The 21,046-nt window shown below is 30.9% G+C and carries 16 protein-coding genes; 5 read left to right on the top strand and 11 right to left on the bottom strand.

The genetic code is table 11. The features are described from left to right. Window positions 1-89 precede the first annotated feature (89 nt). On the bottom strand, window positions 90-275 hold the full coding sequence (locus QZZ11_RS07545) for a hypothetical protein (protein WP_292474947.1): 186 nt from the start codon (window positions 273-275) through the stop codon (window positions 90-92). A gap of 88 nt (window positions 276-363) precedes the next feature. After that, complete coding sequence (locus QZZ11_RS07540; protein ID WP_292474945.1) at window positions 364-2,295, bottom strand: helix-hairpin-helix domain-containing protein; 1,932 nt, start codon at window positions 2,293-2,295, stop codon at window positions 364-366. Between the two features lie 200 nt (window positions 2,296-2,495). Here QZZ11_RS07540 and QZZ11_RS07535 point away from each other — a divergent pair, with 200 nt between their 5' ends. After that, window positions 2,496-3,245 (top strand): sulfite exporter TauE/SafE family protein, encoded by a 750-nt coding sequence (locus QZZ11_RS07535; RefSeq protein WP_292474944.1) that lies wholly within the window; start codon window positions 2,496-2,498, stop codon window positions 3,243-3,245. On the opposite strand, the gene QZZ11_RS07530 is transcribed toward QZZ11_RS07535, so the two are convergent. Further along, complete coding sequence (locus QZZ11_RS07530; RefSeq protein ID WP_292474942.1) at window positions 3,246-5,699, bottom strand: U32 family peptidase; 2,454 nt, start codon at window positions 5,697-5,699, stop codon at window positions 3,246-3,248. A gap of 78 nt (window positions 5,700-5,777) precedes the next feature. Here QZZ11_RS07530 and tmk point away from each other — a divergent pair, with 78 nt between their 5' ends. Then, window positions 5,778-6,365 (top strand): dTMP kinase, encoded by a 588-nt coding sequence (gene tmk, locus QZZ11_RS07525; protein ID WP_292474939.1) that lies wholly within the window; start codon window positions 5,778-5,780, stop codon window positions 6,363-6,365. A 9-nt stretch (window positions 6,366-6,374) separates the two neighbouring features. On the opposite strand, the gene QZZ11_RS07520 is transcribed toward tmk, so the two are convergent. From QZZ11_RS07520 to QZZ11_RS07500, 5 genes are all read right to left on the bottom strand, one after another. After that, the gene (locus QZZ11_RS07520; RefSeq protein WP_292474938.1) at window positions 6,375-6,707 is read right to left on the bottom strand and encodes a hypothetical protein; all 333 of its coding nucleotides are present in this window, start codon (window positions 6,705-6,707) and stop codon (window positions 6,375-6,377) included. 24 nt (window positions 6,708-6,731) lie between these two features. Continuing rightward, window positions 6,732-7,688, bottom strand: coding sequence for a tyrosine--tRNA ligase (locus QZZ11_RS07515; protein WP_292474936.1), 957 nt, complete (start codon window positions 7,686-7,688; stop codon window positions 6,732-6,734). 29 nt (window positions 7,689-7,717) lie between these two features. Then, window positions 7,718-8,758: a 60S ribosomal export protein NMD3 gene (locus QZZ11_RS07510; protein WP_292474935.1), complete on the bottom strand. Its 1,041-nt coding sequence runs from the start codon at window positions 8,756-8,758 to the stop codon at window positions 7,718-7,720. A 96-nt stretch (window positions 8,759-8,854) separates the two neighbouring features. Next, window positions 8,855-9,283, bottom strand: coding sequence for a translation initiation factor IF-2 subunit beta (locus QZZ11_RS07505; RefSeq protein WP_292474933.1), 429 nt, complete (start codon window positions 9,281-9,283; stop codon window positions 8,855-8,857). Window positions 9,284-9,403: 120 nt separating this feature from the next. Continuing rightward, entirely contained in the window at window positions 9,404-11,422 is a 2,019-nt protein-coding gene (locus QZZ11_RS07500; RefSeq protein WP_292474930.1) for a minichromosome maintenance protein MCM, read from the bottom strand. Window positions 11,423-11,555: 133 nt separating this feature from the next. Between QZZ11_RS07500 and QZZ11_RS07495 the strand changes: the two genes are divergently transcribed. Further along, window positions 11,556-11,984 (top strand): hypothetical protein, encoded by a 429-nt coding sequence (locus QZZ11_RS07495; RefSeq protein WP_292474928.1) that lies wholly within the window; start codon window positions 11,556-11,558, stop codon window positions 11,982-11,984. Window positions 11,985-12,005: 21 nt separating this feature from the next. Here QZZ11_RS07495 and QZZ11_RS07490 read toward each other — a convergent pair whose 3' ends face one another. Together QZZ11_RS07490 and QZZ11_RS07485 are read right to left on the bottom strand one after the other, a co-directional pair. Next, on the bottom strand, window positions 12,006-12,623 hold the full coding sequence (locus QZZ11_RS07490) for an RlmE family RNA methyltransferase (protein WP_292474926.1): 618 nt from the start codon (window positions 12,621-12,623) through the stop codon (window positions 12,006-12,008). Window positions 12,624-12,632: 9 nt separating this feature from the next. After that, the gene (locus QZZ11_RS07485) at window positions 12,633-13,154 is read right to left on the bottom strand and encodes a metallophosphoesterase (protein ID WP_292474924.1); all 522 of its coding nucleotides are present in this window, start codon (window positions 13,152-13,154) and stop codon (window positions 12,633-12,635) included. A gap of 223 nt (window positions 13,155-13,377) precedes the next feature. Between QZZ11_RS07485 and topA the strand changes: the two genes are divergently transcribed. Continuing rightward, on the top strand, window positions 13,378-15,540 hold the full coding sequence (gene topA, locus QZZ11_RS07480; protein ID WP_292474923.1) for a DNA topoisomerase I: 2,163 nt from the start codon (window positions 13,378-13,380) through the stop codon (window positions 15,538-15,540). A gap of 9 nt (window positions 15,541-15,549) precedes the next feature. Here topA and QZZ11_RS07475 read toward each other — a convergent pair whose 3' ends face one another. Then, window positions 15,550-17,868, bottom strand: coding sequence for a DEAD/DEAH box helicase (locus tag QZZ11_RS07475; protein ID WP_292474921.1), 2,319 nt, complete (start codon window positions 17,866-17,868; stop codon window positions 15,550-15,552). Between the two features lie 387 nt (window positions 17,869-18,255). On the opposite strand from QZZ11_RS07475, the gene QZZ11_RS07470 reads away from it, so the two are divergent. After that, window positions 18,256-20,805: an STT3 domain-containing protein gene (locus tag QZZ11_RS07470; protein ID WP_292474920.1), complete on the top strand. Its 2,550-nt coding sequence runs from the start codon at window positions 18,256-18,258 to the stop codon at window positions 20,803-20,805. The last annotated feature ends 241 nt before the right edge of the window (window positions 20,806-21,046 follow it).

Here is a 21,046-nt window from a genome sequence, read left to right as displayed (position 1 = left end):
ATATCTCTTTAAAATAGATATTTCTTTAAATTGAGTTAATAAGATGAATCAAAAAGCCAATGTATGACTATTTTAAAAAAAGAAAATTATTATAATTTTAAATGCAAAATCATTGCATTGTTTCTCTTATCAGCAATTTTCATTGAAATTTTTGTATACAAACTTAATTTTTTAGACAACATTTCTAGAGCATCTTTATAAAATCCGCTGCATTCGATTAATTGACAATCTGATTTTTTTGCAAATTCACCGGGGTTTTCAATATAAAAATGCATTAGTGCTGATTTATTCCCTGTCCTTTTAACATAAATATTTGAATATCTGATTCCAAATTATGTTAAAAAAAAGTTTTGGAGGGAATTTCTAGAATTTATCCAGGATATCTTTGTAAACACTTTTCAACGGTTCTTCCGATTTTTCGTATATTTTTCTTAGTATTAACTCAGGTGTACTGTTTGCCAGATAATTTATTTTTGGTGTTCTGTCAACTATCAGATTATAGTTTTCATCCAATCCTTTGGCTTCGATTCCATCAGTTCTGATTTTTATATTGTCCGTTCGTTTTAATATTTCGGGGGCCATGTGTGTTACAATTATCGCATAGGACTTATCATTTTGAATGTGTTCTATGAAACCAATGATTATTTTTATTGCTGCCTCCAATTCTGTTATAGATTCTAATTCATCAATCAATACTAATTTTTTTTCTTTTCCTATTGTAACCGGAATGAATGAAGTGATGAATGTTTCAAATGCACCTGCATTGAGTGAATGTTTTTTGGTAAAGTAATATACTTCATCCGTTTGCGGTATTGTAGCTTCCTGTGAACATACACCCAGTCCCATATGTGTCATTATACAATGTTGTCCCAGCGTTTCTAAGAGAGTTGTTTTTCCACCACTGTTTGCTCCTGTCAATAATATGATGTTGTTGTCCTGATCAAGGTTGTAGTCAATTTTTTGCATCACCGTTTTATTGATTTTTTCTTCCTGTTTCAATGTCAGATGTAGGCTTCCATTTAGTTGATATGTGTCACCGATTGTTGGAATGTTTAAGTCATAGAATTTTGTGAAGCTGGCTAATGTTAACTGGTAATCATATTCTATAATTTCTTTTGTTTCTTTTTGTATCTGTTCACCATATTTTTCCAGTAAACTGCATGCATTTAGTTCCTGTTCGTATTTTTTAAGGTGTATGTTTGCTGATATGTTTTCCTGTACTCTTTTTAATTCGTTTTCATCTATTTCTACAGGATATTTAACAATGAATGGATCAAATAGTAATCCCGTCTTGTTTGATAGTTCTTCTCTTGCTTCATCCAGCACGTTATCAAAAATGTTCATTAATTTTGGAGGTAGGTCTTCATCATTGAGTAAGAGTAATATTTCATCTCCTTCCAGCGCAACATTTTTTATTTCATTTTTCAATGTTTCATTTACCCTGTCTTTAATCTCTTCGATTATTTCTGTTATGGCTATTTTATTCTGGGTTTCTACTTTTACGGCATCAAGAGCTTCCAATGCTTCACCAATACAGCTTTCCATTCCAAGGTATTGTCTTAATTGGTATACATTTTCCAGTATTTCCCTGTTCTGTATGTAGTATTCAAGGGTAATGTTCGGTTGTATTTCGTAGTCCGGACTTTGATTGCTTATTGACACTATGTTGTTTGCTTCTCCGGGATCTACGTTGTAGTTGTTATAAAGGTATATTATGAATTCAAACTCTTCAAGATTCATGTGGTCTTCTATTGCAAATATGTTACAGTACCTGTCGAATCCCTTTTGAATTAATGACAGATAATCCTCATAGTCTTCACATACTATCGCATATTCATCATCGAATTTTGGTTTTATGTCATTGTTTAATGGTTTGATTTTTTCATATAATTCTCTTATGATGCCATAATCTAGGTTTTCAGTGTTTTCAAGCGTTGTTTTTATTAAATCCTGTGTCTGATTTATTTTGGTGTAATCAGTTGTTGGACTTAACAGCAGTACTCTTGTTTTAGCATAGTCCGTGTTTGCAAAGTCAAGTATTTTGCTGATGATTTCATTATATATCTTTTCTGACTGTTCAGTCTTTAAAAATGGATTGTTATCATTTTTATGAATTTTTCTTATAATGTCCAACGCTATTTTTTGGCTGATTCCCTGTATATTCATTAATTTTTCTATGTCATAGTTTTTAATGGATTCCTCAAATTTTTCATAGCTTCCATACTTTTGTATTATTTTTCTAATTAATTTATCGCCTACTCCCTTAATTTCTTCTATTTCATAAATGGTTAACACCTCCATTCATTGGTTTTTTATATTATATACTTTAATTAAACTTATTTTTTAATTTTTCTTGAAGTTTTAAAGTATTAATTTAATCAGCTTCATATATTATTATAGTTTTTATTAATAATTTTATAATTTATGGGTAAGATATTATGGATTTCTTTACGTATATTATTCTGCTGTTGATTGGAGGTTGTTTCGGTGGTTTGATGGCCGGTCTTCTTGGTGTTGGGGGCGGCATTATCTTAACTCCTATTCAGTATTATCTGCTGGTTGCCTATGGTGTTGATTCAAATATTGCAATGCCGTTATCCTTCGGAACCAGTTTGGCCGTTATTTTTGTTACAATGATCAGAAGTACTAAAAAGCATTATGATAATGATTTGGTCGTTACAACATTTCTGTCTTACATAATGGTATTGGGTTTTATCGGGGCGATCATTGGGGCATTTATTTCCACTCACGTTGACGTTTCTATTCTAAAATTACTGTTTGGTTTGATGTGTTTTGTTGCAGTAATTAATATGATTTTAATCAAGTATCCTGATAATGATGACAACATAAGTAAAAGCAAGGTTGCCCATTCCCTTTTGGGTCTTATAGGCGGTTTGTTATGCGGACTTTTAGGTGTGGGTGGAGGTATTATCATGATACCTATTCTTACAATTGTTCTCAAATATCCTACTCACAAGGCTATTGGAACTTCATCGGCATCAATTATTGCCACCAGTCTTGGTGGACTGATTGCGTACATGGTTCTGGGTTGGAATGTTCCTAATTTGCCGGCATATTCTATCGGTTATGTGAATTTGATACAGTTTGTATTCTTAACCATAACAAGTACTATTGTAGCAGGTTATGCTGCAAATATTTCAAAAAAAGTTGATTCTAAAAAACTAAAGATTGTTCACATTCTTTTAGTTCTTTATATTGGGTTAAAAATGGTGGGAATTGTATAATTAATTATTTTTATACACTCCCTTTTCTATATTTCCTATGAATGGGTTGTAACTGCTGTTTAAACTTAATTTTTCTCTTTTTTCATTATTTTTCACGTTCTGGAAGTGGTCTATTATACTGTTTGTATCATTTATGTTGAAGAATCTGCAGTCTATTGTGAAGTTGTCTATTTCTGTTTTTCTTAATTTTTCAAGATAATCCTCTAAGTTTAGTGTTCTGTAATCATAGATGTGACTGTTGTTGTAGCAGTCTTTTTTTATCAGATAATCATTGTTTCTTTTATCAATAATATGGTACGTGTTTGTTATTTCCTCATCGATAATATCATTGAAGTTGTCTTTTGTTATCATAAGTTGGATGTGCCCAAATATTGTGTATTCTAGTTCACAATCGGTATTTTTGAGTAATTGTATATCGTCATAGGATATTTCGTTGGATATTTGTAACCTTTTGAATTCCGGATCTTGTGATAATTTTTTAATGCTGTAATTGTTGTATATGTTCAGATGATTTCCGTATGCTTCAACATCCAAGTTTTTTGCAACGCCTATGTTGTCTGTCTGAATTTTTATGTTGATGTTTTTGAATTTCAGTTTGACGATTATTTCTCCGATATGGGGTAGTTCTTTATCTAGCAGTATCTGTGGTAATATCCACACTATCTCTTTGTCGGGTAGAATTTCACTAAGTCTGATTAAGTCTTCACTTATATTTGTTATGTATTCGTCTATGTTTGTGTAGTTAAAGCTTCCATCGTAATAGATGCCTGTAATGTATGGGTAGTTTTTGATTAATTCTGCCTGTTTCAAGTTGTTTATGTATACATTCCATTTTTCTTCTGTACTGTTTGCTTTGTTGAGGTAATGTTTTTCCTTAAACTCCTTTATTCTTTCCTTACATTTTTGACTTTCATCTTTTGTCGGCAGATATGAGTTCATTATTATTGAGTCTATTTTTTCAATTATTTCACGTCGGATGTTGTTTAGTGTGGATATTGGCATGAAGAGGTTGTCTTTAAAGTTTTGATATGTTATGTTGTTTATGGTGTAATTTGTGTTTCCTGTTTTTTGGAACTGTTGGGTTATTGTATTTTTGCTCAATGGTTTATTTTTTGCTTTTTCAAATTTTTCTCGACTGGTGTAATGTACAGGTTTTTCAAGTAATTCACAACATGCTTTTACTTCCATTTGTGATTCATTATTCAATGAAATTACTAAATTAATATTTGTTTTATGAACGTTTTCTTCATTTATTATGGCCTTTGTTTTATCTTTAAGATATTTTGAATATGTGATATAGACCATTGAATCTTTATTTACAAAAATTCCTTTTTTTAACTTTATAGTTATTTTGTTCTTGCTTTGGGAGACAATATTGCTGACGTACATTCCACAGCTTTCACCATCATATTCAAATTTCAGTCCATCACCATTAACAATTTTTGTAGGAAAACGCTTGTTTATAAATTTTATAGTGACCTCTTTTTCATTACTTTTAATAACTTTTCCTATTGGATAACCCTGATTTCCTGCACGGTTCCTGCTTATTACTTCATCAGGATTTTTATTTAGAATATATCCGTCCGTAAATCCCCTGTTAAATGCAAGATTTAACAATAAAAAATCTTCATGGTTGTTATTGTTATTCATTGCATTCTTGTAAGCATAAGTTGTACTTGACACGTATTCTGAAGATTTCATTCTTCCTTCAATTTTTAAACAATTTGCTCCTGCATCAATTAAATCCTGTATGTTATTGTAGGTGCATAAATCCTTGGTACTTAACAGATAATTGTCTTCTGCAAGCAGGGTGTTGTAATAATCCTTAAAAGTATATCTCATTCTGCACGGTTGTGCACATAGACCCCTGTTTCCACTTCTACCACCAAGGAAGGAAGACATTAAACATTGGCCCGAATAACAGTAACATAACGCTCCATGAACAAAAACTTCCAGATTAATGTCATGATCATATTCCCTTAGTTTTGAAGATATTTCTTTAATTCTGTTTATTGGAACTTCTCTTGAAAGATTGGCACTTGTAAAACCTGTATCACACAACCATTTAACAAAGGAATAATCATATATTGTCATTTGAGTAGATGCATGTAAGCTTAAATCAGGAATCAGTTCGTTTATGATGCTTGCAAGACCAATATCCTGAACAATTATTCCATCAACTCCCTGATTATACAAATAATAAACATAATCCAATACTTCCGGAATTTCCTTTTCAAGAATGGCAATATTTACGGTAACAAATACTTTGACATTGTATTTATGGCAAAATTTGATAGCTTTTTTAATTTCATCATAATTAAAGTTATCCGCATAATCTCTAGCACCATATCTGGTCCCTGATAAATATACAAAGTCAGCACCACTAAAAACAGCAGATTTTAGAACATCCATTGAACCAACAGGTGAAAGAAGTTTACATGTTTCATAGGTCAAATTTTTCCCTCCAAAAAATAACAGTCTATTAAAATATTGATTTACATAATATTAATTAATTTATAATTTGGTGAAAACATGTACATAGTATTGGAAGGAATAGATGGTGCAGGAAAATCAACACAAACGGAATTATTGAATGACTGGTTAACTGGTAAAGGTTACCGGACAAAAAAGATAGTGGAACCTACAACTTCGGATATCGGAAAAGTCATACGCAAGGAATTATTGAATCCGGAATCCACTAATGATATTAATCAACAGAGATTAACATTGCTTTTTGCTGCCGACAGATTAACGTTAAAAAAGGAGATATTGGATGCGAAAGATTCCAAGGACATCATAATAATCAGTGACAGATCCTTCTATTCCAGCATATGTTATCAGAACAATTCTTCAGTTGACAAGGATTGGATTTATGAAGTGAATTTGCATACTCCCCGTCCCGACTTAACGATATTGCTGGACTTGGATGAAAAAGAGGCAATAACCCGTTGTGATCGGGAGGAAGCTTTTGAAAACATTCAATTTTTAGAAAAAACAAGAAAAAATTATTTGGATTTATTGGAAATAGAAGACAACATTGTTGTAGTTGATGCTAAAGATTCATTAAATGACGTTCAGGAAAAAATAAGAAAAATAGTACGGGAAAAATTAGGTTTGTAAGAAAAAAGATTAAATGTCTAATCTTTCTTTCATTAAATCTACAATATAATTAACTGCATTATTGATTTCTTCATACGTTCCATGTAACTGTGGACCGACATCTGATTGTTTTAGTTGAACGTCGTATTTATCAACAGCAGATTTAATTTCCGTAACGGTTGGTCCAGGAGGTAAAGTAACATCCACAACATGTTTTGTTGCACGTCTTAAATCTTCAAGTTCGCCTTCGAATAAGATAATGCCTGTGTTACTTTGAAGCATGTTTAAATGATATTCATCAATCATTTCATCTGCTTGTTTTGGTTGTAATCCGGAAATTACACGCATTGTATGTTTAACCATTTTATCACCTAATTTTTTTATATTTTAATGAGTTTCCATGTATTCTCTTGCAGGTGCAAATTTTTCAATTAAATATTTGCTTACAGTATTTTTTAAATCCATTGGATGTAATTCTTCCTTGCTGAATACATCATTTAATTCTTCTTCTGTTAATTCAAGATTTCCACCAAATTTTTCAGGTCTTTCAATTAACATTTTTTCGTGTTCGTCAAAAATGTAGTAATGTGCCATTTCAATAACAGGATTGTCTTCAACTACGCCTGTTGGACAGAAACTTTTGTTAACTTTGTTTTTAATTTCTTTTGGAGAATCATCAATAGCAATGAAGTTACCTTTACTGCTGCTCATTTTGTCAGATCCGTCTGTTCCATGAATTAATGGTATGTGTATACATACAGGAACTTCTAAACCTAATTTAGGAAGAACTTCTCTTGCCAACATGTGGATTTTTCTTTGTTCCATACCACCAACAGCCACATTAGCATTCAAATCATCAATATCTAATGCCTGCATAACTGGATATAATGCTTCTGCAACATTGTGAGTTTCATCTCTGGATACTTGTGCCATACTTCTTTGTGCTCTTTGAATAGTAATCTGGGTTGCAGCTTGGAATACTCTGACCATGTACTCTGGAGACATACGGTCTGAACCTAAAATAAATTCGGTATCTTCACTAAGACCTAATGCTTTAAAACATTTAATGTTATAATCAGCAATTTCATTTAGTTCTTCCAAAGTTCCTTTGCCGTTTAAGTAAGCATGTAAGTTTGCAATAAATATTTTAATTTTAAAACCGGCATCCTGTAAAGCTTTCATTCTTTTAATGGTTAATGCATGACCTAAATGAATTTTACCTGAAGGTTCAAAACCTACGTAAGCTACTTTTTCCTCCCTTTTTAATAATTCTTTTAATTCATCCAATTCAATTATTTCGGCAGTATCTTTAGAAATATTTTCTAATGCTGCATCAATATCCATTTATTTTCCTCCGTTTTATTATTTAACATTTATATTATAATGTATATTTTATTTTTTAACTTAATAACATTAATCTCCTGACCAATGTTAATATCATTCATCATATCATTTTTTTTCAAATCAATAGGCATATATGTATCAGGATCCAATACCTGAATTTCTGTAGGCGTAATATTTGTTACGGTTGATACTTTAACATCGTTAGTGTTGCCCACTTTTTTAATGTTATCATATTCTTTCCAACTGATGGATTCTGATTCGTAAGTGGACAGGTTAAGTCCAACGAATTTATGACTGCCAATTTTTTCAATCTTTAGGATTTTTTCTTTATACTCAATAAAATCATCTTTGTGGAAGGAAGGTAACCTTACTGAAATCCAAGATCTGTAAAGGTCTCTACTTTTTGACTTATCTCTTCCCACGATTTTTCGAGATTCTGTAATAATTCCACCAAACTGTTTCTGCATATTTTCTGCAATTTTATTTGCAGCATTATGAGAACCTACCTGATAATCAATACCTTCTTTCAGAACAATTCTTTCAGTGACATAAGCTAATTTGTTTGTTTTACATAGGCGTTGAATTTCATTAGAAATAAATTCATCAGCTTTCTGTATTTCTTCTTCATCCAGCTTTCTGTCATCTGCACGTAATTGTATTACTGCTTCATAGTACCCGGAATGAAATTTACTACAGTCAGGACAAACTCCTTTCACAACTTTAACTTCTATCGGGTAATCTTTATCGATATAATCATCTAAAACTTGTCCTACGGCATGGATAATACAGTCATACATTGTTCCTCTGTTTGTAAGTATTTCCGTAGTTATCTCCACGTTCTGGAGTTTATCGTTAATTTTTATGTCCTTTTGTATTGCATCATTAATAATTTCATCATCATAATATGCTGATTCAATCCATTTGTCGTGTTTTAATGTAGCACCACAATGGGAACATACAGTAAATGTTGCATACTCCGGAACTTCAACAAGTTCAAATTCTTTCAGATAACAGCTTTTACATAAACCCTCATATAATTTTTCTTCACTATTGCATAATAAACAAAACATAGTATCCTCTCTATTTTCAAAGAATTAATGTTATTAATAATTGTTGTAAAAAGAGTTTTATTTGGAGCTTAAAAAAAATATAATAGAAAAATACTATTATAATGATTTTAAAGGTGCTCTTGCTCCACAAGCACTACATTTTAACATATCAATACGGTCTTCACGTATGATAACTGTATCTGGTCTGTTACATTCATGACATATTACAAAGTTATCAACGTATTCTTTGATACGGTCATTAATTACATAGTGTGTAAATTTACCTTGAAGTATTGCTCTATTTCCTTCAACATTTCCGGATGTACCTAATTCTCTTAATAAATATTTGAGAACATGTTGAGGGTCTCTGTTTAATGTACTTGAAACATCACCAAAGTTTTTGATAATAGTACGATTTCCTTGAATAACTGAATATCCTTTAGGAATTTTAAACCTTATTGATTCGAATACTCTGTCTGGTAATTGTTCATATGCTTTATCCAGTAAAGCTTCGTATTCTTCAAATTCTTTATCGGTTTTAGCCATTAATTTACCTCCATCTCTTTTCTTAATTAGTTATTGATTAAAATGTAATTGTTAAAACATTATCGTTTTTGAATAATTTATGATAATATAATATATATTTCCCTTATTACTTAATTTTTTCTAAGCAACTTTGTAATGGTCACTGGTTGGTGAATAAATAACACCTTTACTTGTGAGCATATTTATCATATCATCAGCTTTATTCTCTGAAATATTATATTTATCGGCTAAGTTTCCATAGATTACATTTTTAGGAGCACTTCCACCATATTCTTCAGAAATCTCTCTGATTTCATCAATTAATATGTTTATTTTATCTCTTTCTGATTTTGAAGTTCTTCCTTCAACTTTATCAATGTCCACTTTTCCTGTATCAGGATCATATCCTACCTGTTTCATACAGTCTTCTTGTAATTTTATAGCCCTTTCTGCATCTTCTTTACTTACTTCCTGGCTGAGTCTAATCTTTGCACTTGCTTCGGATAAACGAACAAGAGCCTCTAATTGACGAGCAGTAATAGGAACTGGTGATTCTTCATCTATTGCACCACTACGCATTGTTACGTAGAAGTCCTGTAAAACCTTTGCGGCCTCTTTTGATAAAACTGGTTGGACAGTTTTACGGGCATAAGCAATATATTTTCTCATTAATTCAGGATCAATTTCGTAGTTAATGTTTCTGTCCTGATGTATTTTTAATATGTGGCCTGCCAGACTGTGGTCTCTTTCAGCGTTAGGTTTATCTTCAATAATGAATATCAGGTCAAAACGGGACAGAATCGGACTTGGCAAATCAATTTGTTCAGCAATTGATTTGTATCTGTCAAATCTACCGAATTTAGGGTTTGCCGCTGCAAGTACACTACATCTACTGTTTAATGTTGCCATAATTCCTGCTTTTGCAATGGATATTGTTTGCTGTTCTAAAGCTTCGTGTATAGCAGAACGGTCTTCTTCACGCATTTTATCAAGTTCGTCTACACAAACGTTACCTTTGTCCCCAAGTACTAATGCACCGGCTTCCAGGCTCCAACCACCTAAATCATCACGAACAGCTGCTGCAGTTAACCCTACTCCACTGGTACCTTTACCACTGGTGTAAATTCCACGGGGAGCAAGTTTTGACACGTATTTTAATATCTGGGATTTACCTATCCCTGGATCTCCTACAATGAGAATATGCATATCTCCTCTCATATGAGTTTTGTCTTCAAGGATTTTTGCACTTCCTCCAAACAATTGGAAAGCAATTGCTTCTTTTACTTCATAATATCCTTGAATTGATGGTGCAGTAGAATCAATAATTTTTTGATATATGTCTGGTGAGCTAGCAAGTTTTCTTATTTCCTCTTCATCTTCTTCACTAATTTCCAGTTCTTCAAATTCCTGTTCTAATGGCTCGAAGAAGTTACCATAAATATAATTATTAAATCTTTTTGTTCTTTCATCACGTACAGTTTTTAGAACACCTGTTACTCTAATTTTATCTCCGGGAGTAAGTGTATCGACCAGGTCATCTTCCAGGACAATATTTATTTGTCGTGGCTGATCTCCTCCGGATAGATTTTCTAGAGGTTCCTGTAATTTTACAGTTTGGGTGTCCATATACCTTGATTCTTCTTGTAATAATTTAAAAGATCTTCCACCACATTCTGTACATACTGCGGGTTCATGTATGATATTTGATTTTTGTTCAACTTCATGTATTCTCATACAGCTTCTACATTCAAAAACAGCAGTCATTATACGTGGATGAATTTCATCAGTTTTTCTTACGATTCCATCCACAGCTATAAATTTTCCAATATATTCACTTCTTAAGTTTCTCAAAGGAACATGATTACGTATGTTGGAAAATCTTACATTTAGTTGTGCATTTTTTCTTTGTGGGTCAATATTTGTAATGGACTTTGCTGCAGCTTCCAAAGTCTCATCAGGTTTTTCTAATAATAAATCTGCTAAATCAGGATCAAACATTTCTAATGAATTGTAATCAATCACTACAGATTTTTCTTCAGGATAAACATCTAAAACGGCAAATATTTCGTCCTTACAAAGTTCACTGAAAAATTCTTCCAATTTAATGACAGAAGATGCCGAAGATCTAATATTATTATTTTCTGCTGTTATCGTAGTCATATGATATACTTATTATTTTTATAATTTTTATATCTAGTTATTAAGATAGTTTTTATATTTAGAAAATTAAAGAATTATATAATATAAATTATTATTCTAACTATGAATATAACAGAAAATATAGAGGTTTCAAATGAAAAGGTCAAGGTTAAAATTATTTAAAACTACTTCCTTAACAATTTCTATAATCGGAGTACTCTTAATTCTATTAACAGTAGGATTAATAGGATATGTTGCAGTATCCGGTTTAAGTAATTCTGTTTCAACAACTGTAAGTAGTGGTTCTTCTTATGATCAATTAGATCAGGTTAAAACTCAATATGAAGAAATAAATAATAAATATGAAAATTTAAATAAAAAATTAGGTACAAATCCTGATCCTAATATTAAAACCACATTCAATACGGGTAAAGTAAAATTATCCGAAATTAGTCAATCAATATCTTCCATCCAGAATGATATAAATAATGGAAAATCTGAGGAGGATATTCAGAAAAATTTAAATCAAACAAGAAATAAAATTAAGGAAGCTAATGATATTTATAATCAAATAGCTGGTTAATTACTTATTTTTATATTTTTTTTATTTTGGTGCTCTAAAGCCCCTGGCAATTACGTACATTTCAGAACTTCTTTTTCTAGAAGAATTTGGTTTTGTAGTTTTTACAGTTCTAAATTTCTTTTTAAGTTTCTTAACTAAATCCTGGTAAGCTTCACCCTGGAATGCTTTCATAATTAAGTTTCCCTCATTTTTAAGAATATTGTCTGAAATATTCAAAACGGCAACAGCCAAATCATATGTTCTGAAGTTATCAATATCTTTTATACCAGTTAGTTTTGGTGATGCATCAGATAATATTACATCTGCTTTACCATCAATTAATTCAATAATGGTGTTTTGTATTTCTTCTGTTGTAAAATCTCCTTTAACTCCGGTATATGCTTCATGGTCTATTGGTTTAATGTATTCTAAATCTACACTGATAATTTGACCAGTTCCTTCCTCTCCGATTACTTCTGCAACAACCTGGCTCCAACCTCCGGGGGCTGCACCTAAATCCACGACATTATAATCTGGTTTTAGTAATCCGTATTTTTTATCCAATTGTTTAAGTTTATACGAAGCTCTGGATCTGTAATTCTGTTTTTTTGCTAGTTTATAATAATGTTCTTTATCATGTTTTGCTTTCCATCTACTCATAACAATCCCTCAATGATTAAATTGTGAAAAATCCAGTGCCTTACACGTTGGTTTTCCGATTTTTATTACTTCTGCATCTACTTCCTTTCCATTTATTTCAAGTAACATCACACTAGGCTCGCTTAGACGTGGTTGGGTTGGACTTCCCGGATTTAACAATAATATTTCACCTTCTTGTTGAATCATAGGTTTATGGGTATGACCACTAACTAAAATGTCAACATCTAATTCTCTGGCTAAATAATATAATTGTTGTGTGTCACCTTTCGGGTAAACTACACCATGTGTAAGACCAATTTTAACATCTTCAACTTCAATGATTTCATGTGTGTTATATCCAATATAAGGATCACAATTACCATGTACAGCAATAACGGGAGCTATCTTTTCTAATTCTTCTATAACACTCTTTACTTCAATATCTCCACAATGTAATATCAAATCTACACCCTTAAAAACTTCGAAAACTTTTTTTGGTATTGATTCTGTACGAATAGGTATATGTGTATCAGAAATAATTCCTATTAACATTAAAACATCACTCTAAAATATTTTATTTGCATTATTATAATTTCTATCTCTTATTAAATCTATAATTTTTCAATGATAATTTTAGATTAATATTTATATTATTTGTTAAAATAACATTTTATAGAGAATAAATCTAAATAGCTTTTTTAAAAAGATTTTAGTTTAATAACTAATTAACTAATAATATTACTTGAAAATATTAAATGTAAATGGGAGATAATTTATGAGTGAATTAATTATATGCGAAAAGCCAAAAGTAGCAGAAAAAGTTGCTAAAGCTTTATCAGATTCACCCGTTAAAAATTCATATAAAAGAGTGCCGTATTATGAAATAGAAAAGGAAAATGGTGAAAAGACCACAGTATTGTCTGCAGTAGGTCATTTATTTTCTCTTCAGGCAAAAAATAAAAAAAATAAAAGATTATATGATGTTGAATGGGTTCCATTATATGAAACTGACAAGTCAAAAAAATATGTTAAAAATTATATTGACACCATAAAAAAATTTTCTAAAGATGCTGACAGATTTGTGCATGCTTGCGATTACGATACTGAAGGAACGTTAATCGGATACAATGCATTAAAATATATCTGTGGTGAAGATTCCATAGATAAAACATTTAGAATGAAATTTTCAGCATTAACTAAAAAAGATTTAATCAAATCCTATTCTGAAGCTTATCCTTTAAAAGATGATCAAAGTTGGGCTGATAGTGGTGAGGCCAGACATATCTTGGATTATTTATTTGGAGTAAACATATCCAAATCAATGACTGATTCAGTACTAAATGTAACTAATCGTTATGTTCAATTATCTGCAGGTAGAGTTCAAACTCCAACATTAGCTATTCTTGCGGAACGTGAAAAGGAAATAAAAAAATTCGTACCGGAACCATACTGGTTGATTAAAGCTAAACTTCAAAAAGATATAGTTGCCGATCATAAAAAAGGAAAAATATTCGATAAAAAAGAAGTTGACCAGATTTTAGAAAACTGTAAAGGAAAAGATGCTAAAGTTACTAAGATAACAAATAAAAAATCTATTAAAGATTTGCCATATCCATTTGAATTAGGAACTTTACAGTCAGAAGCTTATGCACAGTTTGGTTTTACTCCTAGAAAAACACAACAAATTGCACAAAACCTCTATGTTGAAGGATATACCTCATATCCAAGAACATCTTCACAGAAATTACCGGAATCATTAGGTTTATCCAATATTTTAAATGATTTAGCTAAAAATCCTAAATTTAAGGATAAGATTGCACAATTAAAAGAACCTTTCAAACCTAATGAAGGTAGTAAAACTGATGAAGCTCACCCTGCAATACATCCTACAGGAACATTACCTAAAGATATCAATGAGGATTATCAAAAAATATATGACTTAATCACATACCGTTTTATAAGTCTGTTCGGGGAAGTAGCAGAGATAGAATCCATTAAAGTTGATTTAGATATTGGAAAAGAACCATTTACATTTTCAAGACAAAGAATCTCAAAAGAAGGTTGGTTAAGTTTAGATCCTTATCAATATAAAAAAGTTAAAAATGAAGAATTCCCTGACATAAAAGAAGGAGAAACCACTAAAGCTAAAGTCAAAAGTGAAGAAAAAGAAACCAAACCTCCTGCAAGATATAATCAGGCATCAATTATCAGGGAATTGGAAAAACGTGGTTTAGGAACTAAATCCACAAGGGCAAATATTGTTTCAATATTATATACACGTAAATATGTTGAAGGTAAAAAAATCACAGTAAACGAACTTGGAGAACGAATGATTGACACGTTAACAAAGTATTCCGAGAGAATTACCAGTGAACAAATGACTCGTGAATTTGAAAATGATCTTTCAGATATCAAAGACCATAAAATTACCGAAAATAATGTTATTGAAGAAGCAAAAACGGAACTTGAAGGAATTTTGGATTCCATCGATGATAATCAGGAAAACATCGGTAAAGAATTATTCGAAGCTTATGAACAAAGCCGTATTGTAGGTAAATGTGACTGTGGAGGAAATCTGATTATTATTTCTTCTCCAAAGGGTGGAAAATTTGTAGGTTGTTCCGGATATCCAAATTGTAAAAAAACATATTCATTACCTGTTGGGGCAAGCGTACTTAAAACTACCTGTGAAAAATGTGGTTTACCATTAATTTCTTATGGAAAACCTAGACAAAGAGCATGTTTGAATTTTGAATGTGCTAATGGTGGTAAAAAATCCACAAATGAAAAAGTAGGTAAATGTCCTGATTGTGGTGAAGATTTAATTAAACGTATGGGTAGATTTGGTGAATTTATTGGATGTACAGGATTTCCTAAATGTAGATTCACATCTTCCATAGCTGATTATGAAAAATCACAAAAAGAGAGTAATGAATAAACTCTCAAACTATTTTTTTGAATTTTTTATTGTTTCATATAATTCTTTTAAGATTAATAAAGTACCTTCCTTGTTTAAATGTTTATCATCTGTCTGATTTTGAGAACTGTATATACAAGCAGGACATCCAGATTCACATTCACAGTCCCTTATTAATTCATAAGCCATTTTTATAATATTTTCAAATAATTTAAATGCTTTATCAGTTAATCCAACTCCACCTTCAAAGCCGTCATAAATGAATATTGTTGTATTCATAGTGTCTTCATGCATATTTTTACATACTCCACCTAAGTCATAAGTATCACACATAACGTGGAATGGTGCTACGGATAATAATACATTTTCCACTCCCTGTAAGCATCCCATAAAAAGATCGCTGAACTTGGTATCACTTACCAGATATTCCTCTAAACTTTCTTTAATGTAGTATGGGATTGTGAACCATAAACCTTTGGTTTTAAACTCAAGAGGAGGTAAATTAAGTTTTTTGGAAGCCGTAATTTTATTAAAGTTCATTATGTTATATTTATCATATTTTTCAGTAACTGTTAATTTACCGTAACATAATGTTATCTCGCCCAATTTTTCTTCTTTTTCTTTCTTAAGATTTTTTATGTCAACTTCTTTTAAAGCTTGGGTGTGGAAATTCACTTCCTGTTTTTTTACATAAATTCTCTTTTCTTTGATGTTCATTTCCCTTACAATATAAGTATCACCGTTATGTATTAACACGGCGTTCTCATGTGCTTCCCTGAATGCTTGTTTTTCATTCATGTCTTCTAAAAATTTATTTCCATTAAACACTTTGTATGGTTCAGACATCGCATCACTAAGATTAACTTCAAAATTTGGACTTTTGTCCTGTTTTAGAAGTTCTATGTCATTGTAATGCCATTGTCCATCCCTATATTTTATTATACCTTCATTTTCCAATTCATCTATTTCATCAATTACAATTCCTTCATCGTCAAATCCAAAACTTTCAATTTCACCTAATTTTAGAGGTATTTCATATGCGGCACATTTTAAATGTCCATTAAGGATATGTTGGTTATTTAAGTCGATTATAGCATGTTCATGTGTTTTGTTGAAAAATACTTCAGGATGTTTCATGAAATACTGGTCTAATGGATTTTGGAAAGCAACCATTGTAATAATTGCTTGTTGATTTTTTCTTCCGGCTCTTCCGGCTTGCTGCCAAGTTGAAATTAATGTGCCGGGATATCCTGAAATGATTACACTGTCTAAAGAACCAATATTAATTCCCAATTCCAAAGCATTTGTAGTAACTATCCCTTTAATTTTACCATCTTTTAGTTGATCTTCTATTTTTTTACGTTCTTCAACAGTATATCCTGCACGATATGCTGTTATTTTGTCACATAATTCTGGTAATTTTACTTTTAATTCTTTTTTTGAAGTTAATGCAGTTAATTCGGCCATTTTTCTGGAAGTTTCAAAACATATTGTTTGAAAATCGTTTTCTAAAAATGTATTGAATAATTTTACAGTATCTTTATGTGTTGAAGGTTTTTTTGATTCTATTGCGTACGGGTTGAAAAGTAAAAAATATTTTTTACCTGATGGTGAACCGTTTTCATCAACTATTTCTGATTTAAGGCCCGTAAGTTTTTCCCCAAATTCTTCAGGATTTGCCAATGTTGCTGTTGAAATAATGAATTGTGGTTCTGATCCATAATATTTACAAATTCTTTTTAATCTTCTAATTAAAAAAGCCATATTGGAACCGAAAACACCACGATATTGATGGGCTTCATCTATTATTATATATTTGATATTTTCAAAGAATCGTTGCCATTGTTCATGCCATGGTAATATTAAATGTAATTCATATGGGTTTGTTATAACCAATCTTGATTTTCTTTTAATTTCTGGTCTTTTGGATTTAGGGGTGTCACCATCATATTTTTCCGGATAAATTCCAAGTTCACATTCCTTGTCAATATTCAATAAACTTTTTAATTGATCATTAGCTAAAGCTTTTGTAGGGTAAATATAGAGGGCAGTATCATTTTTATTGTTTGTTAAATCTTCTATAACCGGTAACGAAAAAGATAATGTTTTTCCACTTGCTGTCGGTGTTGTAATAATTACATTTTTTCCTTCTCTAACTTTTTTCAAAGTTTTGTATTGATGGGTATATAATTTAATATTTTGTTTTTCAAGATAATCCTGGATAGGTGCAGGAAATTCAATTTTTTCTTGAGCATATCTGGCTCTTTTTGCAGGTATTTCCTCAATATGCTCAATACGGTCCCGGAACCATTTTTTGTTTTGGAAAAATTCTAAAATCTCTTCTACCATAGTATTTACTACCCTAAAAATTTTGTTTATATATTTGCCTAAAAATTATAATAATCTATATATCTGATTTTTAATTATTTTAACTATTGTTGAAAATATAATTTAATTCTCTAATTAATTTATCTGTGTTTAGTTCATGTTTTTTCAAGACTTTAAATAATTTTTTATTCATTTTTCATTTAAAAAAAATTCTAATAATTTAAATATATCTTAAAACTTAAATCTTAATAAGGATATTTAATGAGAAATTATATAAAAAATTCATCTAAAATTTAATTTCTAAAACTATTCTCGATTGAATAATTATACTATTATAAATAAATTACAGATATTAGATGATATTATCCTATTTATATCTAATCATCGGAGGTCAAAGGAGAATCACGCATGGACAATAAAAATTTAATTACAAAAATAGCACCAATTATCATAGCTTTATTATTAGTGCTTGCTGTTTTTGCTGTACGGGCAGAAACAATTAATTTGGGTGGAATATCTGATCCTGATATGAAAGCACTATATCAAGACGAAAGTGGAATGCCATATTTTACAGAGCTGGACTCATATTATAACTATCGTTTAACCGAGAATTATTTAAGTACAGGACACTTGGGGGACACTCAGGTAAATGGAACGGATTGGGATTCGTTGTCTACGTCTCCTAATGGTAGGGAAGCAAATTATCAACCTGTAATTATCATGTTGGCTGCTTGGGTATATAATTTTCTAAACATATTTGGAAATGTTTCATTAACACAAGTAGCATTTTGGTTAGGTCCAATTATAGGTTCATTAGCTGTATTACCTGCATTTTACATTGTTAGAAGAGCTACTGGAAGTACTTGGGGTGCAATAGTTGCTGGTTTAATAGCCGGTGCTGCTCCTGCATATTTCACACACACATATGGTGGTTTCTTTGATACAGATATGTTCAACGTTCTTTTCCCATTAATGACGGTACTTTTCTTAACTGAAAGTATCTATGCGAAAAAGACAACATTTAAAGCAATCTTCGCTGCTTTGTCTGCAGTATTCCTTGCACTATTTTCATTGTCATGGAGTGGGTATGCTTATATGGTCATTTTAACATTCGGAACATTGATCCTATATTTCCCTGCTTCATATTTAATGGATAAATTTGATGGAAAAGATCTTTCTAACAAAAAGGAATGGTTAAAAAATAATCCTGCAACAATAACTTTTGTTGTATTTGCTATCATAGCAATTATATTATTATTAATCACAGTAGGTTCAACATTTATTGAAACCACATTCAGCATTTTAGGAATGTCTACAAGTTTACAAAGTGCTACTGCAGGTTCTGCATATCCTAACGTATATGTATCTGTAGGTGAGATGCAAATTCCACAAATTATTGATATAATCAACAATAGTGGTGGATTATTTACAATATTATTTGCTTTAATGGGATTTGTATTAATGTTCCACGGTTTAAGGAAAAAAGCTAAAACCGAAGAACCAGAAAAAGTTAATGAAAAACAGGAAGAAACAAAACAATTAAAAACTAGAAGGTATATTCCAAAAACTAAAAAGGCAGAGGAAATTGCTCATGCTCATGAACACAGGTTTATACCAGGAAAATTTGAATGGACACAATCTGAAAAATACAATAATTTATTCCTATTTGTTCTTTTAGTATTATGGACATTAGGTATTGCTGTAATGTTAACTCAAGGTACTAGGTTTATAGAACAGTTCGAAGTACCTATTGCTTTAATGGCTGGTATTTCCATAGGAATATTCTTAAAATACATAGATTTAAAAATTGAACAAAAATCTTATGTTGCATTTATAGCATTAATTCTTGTATTATTAGCAGTGGTTAGTCCAATATATGCTGATCATTTAACTTCATCTCAAGCAGTTGGAAGTACAAATGATGACATGTATAATACATTAACATGGATAAAATCAAACACTCCTGAAAACTCTGTTCTTGCATCCTGGTGGGACTTCGGGCACTTGTTTACAGCAGTAGCAGATAGACAAGTGGTATTTGACGGAGGTTCACAGAACAACATGAGGGCATATTGGATAGGTAATTCATTAGCGACATCGAATGAGGATTTATCAGCAGGAATCTTAAGAATGTTGGCAAACAGTGGTGAAGACGCATCTAATGTATTGGATTCATATACTGGTAATACTTCAAAAACAGTTGTAATTTTAAATGAAATTTTACCTATGGATAGAACTCAGGCAAGTACAACTTTAACAGGAACTTATGGTTTAGATCAACAACAAGCTAATTCAGTTTTAGATCTTACTCATCCAGCTGAAACAAAACCAGTTTACTTAATATTAAGTTCAGATATGCTTTCAAAAGCTGCATGGTGGTCATACTTTGGTTCATGGAACTTTGAAAATCAGACTTCATACCACTATTCATATTATCCAGCTCAAAGTCAATCAGAACAAGTATCTGGAAAACAGTTCACATTAGGTACTGAAAATGGAGTTGTGGGTGTTTCAGGAACAAGTAATGAAACTAATGGTTCTACCATGAACTTTGCTTACATTGATCAAACTAAATTAAATAAAACCATTGACATGTTCACAGCTGAAGATAAAGAACGTTTAGCTAATGAATTAAGTGAAGGAACAGGTAATGAATTATTAAAACCTCATAAATTAATAATTGTGGAAAATAATCAATTATCTGAAAGAATTGTAAATAACAATAGTAACATGTCTATTATGGCATTCCATCAATCAGACAATTCTTATTTCACAGTTTTATTTGATTCACACCTGGAAAACTCAGTATTTACTAAATTATACTTAGAAAGTGGTTATAATGCAACCAGATTTACATTTGCTCATTCAGAACCAGGTATAAGTGTATGGGGTGTAAATGAGTATCCTAATGCAACAGCTGTAGGTACAACACCAACTTCAAATAATACAACAACTTAATCTCCTCTACTTCTTATTTTTTTTTTAATAATGAGTGTCCGACAAAATTATCTTTTTTTGTTGTTTAGTATTACTATTTTTTTAGATGTAATGATTTTATTTTTTATTAATTGTATTAATTATTTTATTACTTCTCATGACCCCTCTTTGATTACTTATCATGCTTGGATTATTTTTATATGTGATAATATTATATAATATTATTATGGAATCATGATTTTATTTATATAATTTAATATTT

The organism is Methanosphaera sp., from assembly GCF_016282985.1.
Taxonomy (GTDB): Archaea; Methanobacteriota; Methanobacteria; order Methanobacteriales; family Methanobacteriaceae; genus Methanosphaera.
Note: the sequence above shows the minus strand (reverse complement) of the source record. Positions and strands in the feature narration are given on the sequence as shown.

What these genes read in the sequence shown, in the direction of transcription:
- QZZ11_RS07495 (WP_292474928.1), top strand. Translation starts at nt 11,556, where the DNA reads ATGAAAAGGTCAAGGTTAAAATTATTTAAAACTACTTCCTTAACAATT.
- QZZ11_RS07470 (WP_292474920.1), top strand. Translation starts at nt 18,256, where the DNA reads ATGGACAATAAAAATTTAATTACAAAAATAGCACCAATTATCATAGCT.
- QZZ11_RS07490 (WP_292474926.1), bottom strand. Translation starts at nt 12,623, where the DNA reads ATGAGTAGATGGAAAGCAAAACATGATAAAGAACATTATTATAAACTA.
- QZZ11_RS07485 (WP_292474924.1), bottom strand. Translation starts at nt 13,154, where the DNA reads ATGTTAATAGGAATTATTTCTGATACACATATACCTATTCGTACAGAA.
- QZZ11_RS07515 (WP_292474936.1), bottom strand. Translation starts at nt 7,688, where the DNA reads ATGGATATTGATGCAGCATTAGAAAATATTTCTAAAGATACTGCCGAA.
- QZZ11_RS07475 (WP_292474921.1), bottom strand. Translation starts at nt 17,868, where the DNA reads ATGGTAGAAGAGATTTTAGAATTTTTCCAAAACAAAAAATGGTTCCGG.
- QZZ11_RS07520 (WP_292474938.1), bottom strand. Translation starts at nt 6,707, where the DNA reads ATGGTTAAACATACAATGCGTGTAATTTCCGGATTACAACCAAAACAA.
- QZZ11_RS07535 (WP_292474944.1), top strand. Translation starts at nt 2,496, where the DNA reads ATGGCCGGTCTTCTTGGTGTTGGGGGCGGCATTATCTTAACTCCTATT.
- topA (WP_292474923.1), top strand. Translation starts at nt 13,378, where the DNA reads ATGAGTGAATTAATTATATGCGAAAAGCCAAAAGTAGCAGAAAAAGTT.
- tmk (WP_292474939.1), top strand. Translation starts at nt 5,778, where the DNA reads ATGTACATAGTATTGGAAGGAATAGATGGTGCAGGAAAATCAACACAA.
- QZZ11_RS07510 (WP_292474935.1), bottom strand. Translation starts at nt 8,758, where the DNA reads ATGTTTTGTTTATTATGCAATAGTGAAGAAAAATTATATGAGGGTTTA.
- QZZ11_RS07500 (WP_292474930.1), bottom strand. Translation starts at nt 11,422, where the DNA reads ATGACTACGATAACAGCAGAAAATAATAATATTAGATCTTCGGCATCT.
- QZZ11_RS07545 (WP_292474947.1), bottom strand. Translation starts at nt 275, where the DNA reads ATGCATTTTTATATTGAAAACCCCGGTGAATTTGCAAAAAAATCAGAT.
- QZZ11_RS07505 (WP_292474933.1), bottom strand. Translation starts at nt 9,283, where the DNA reads ATGGCTAAAACCGATAAAGAATTTGAAGAATACGAAGCTTTACTGGAT.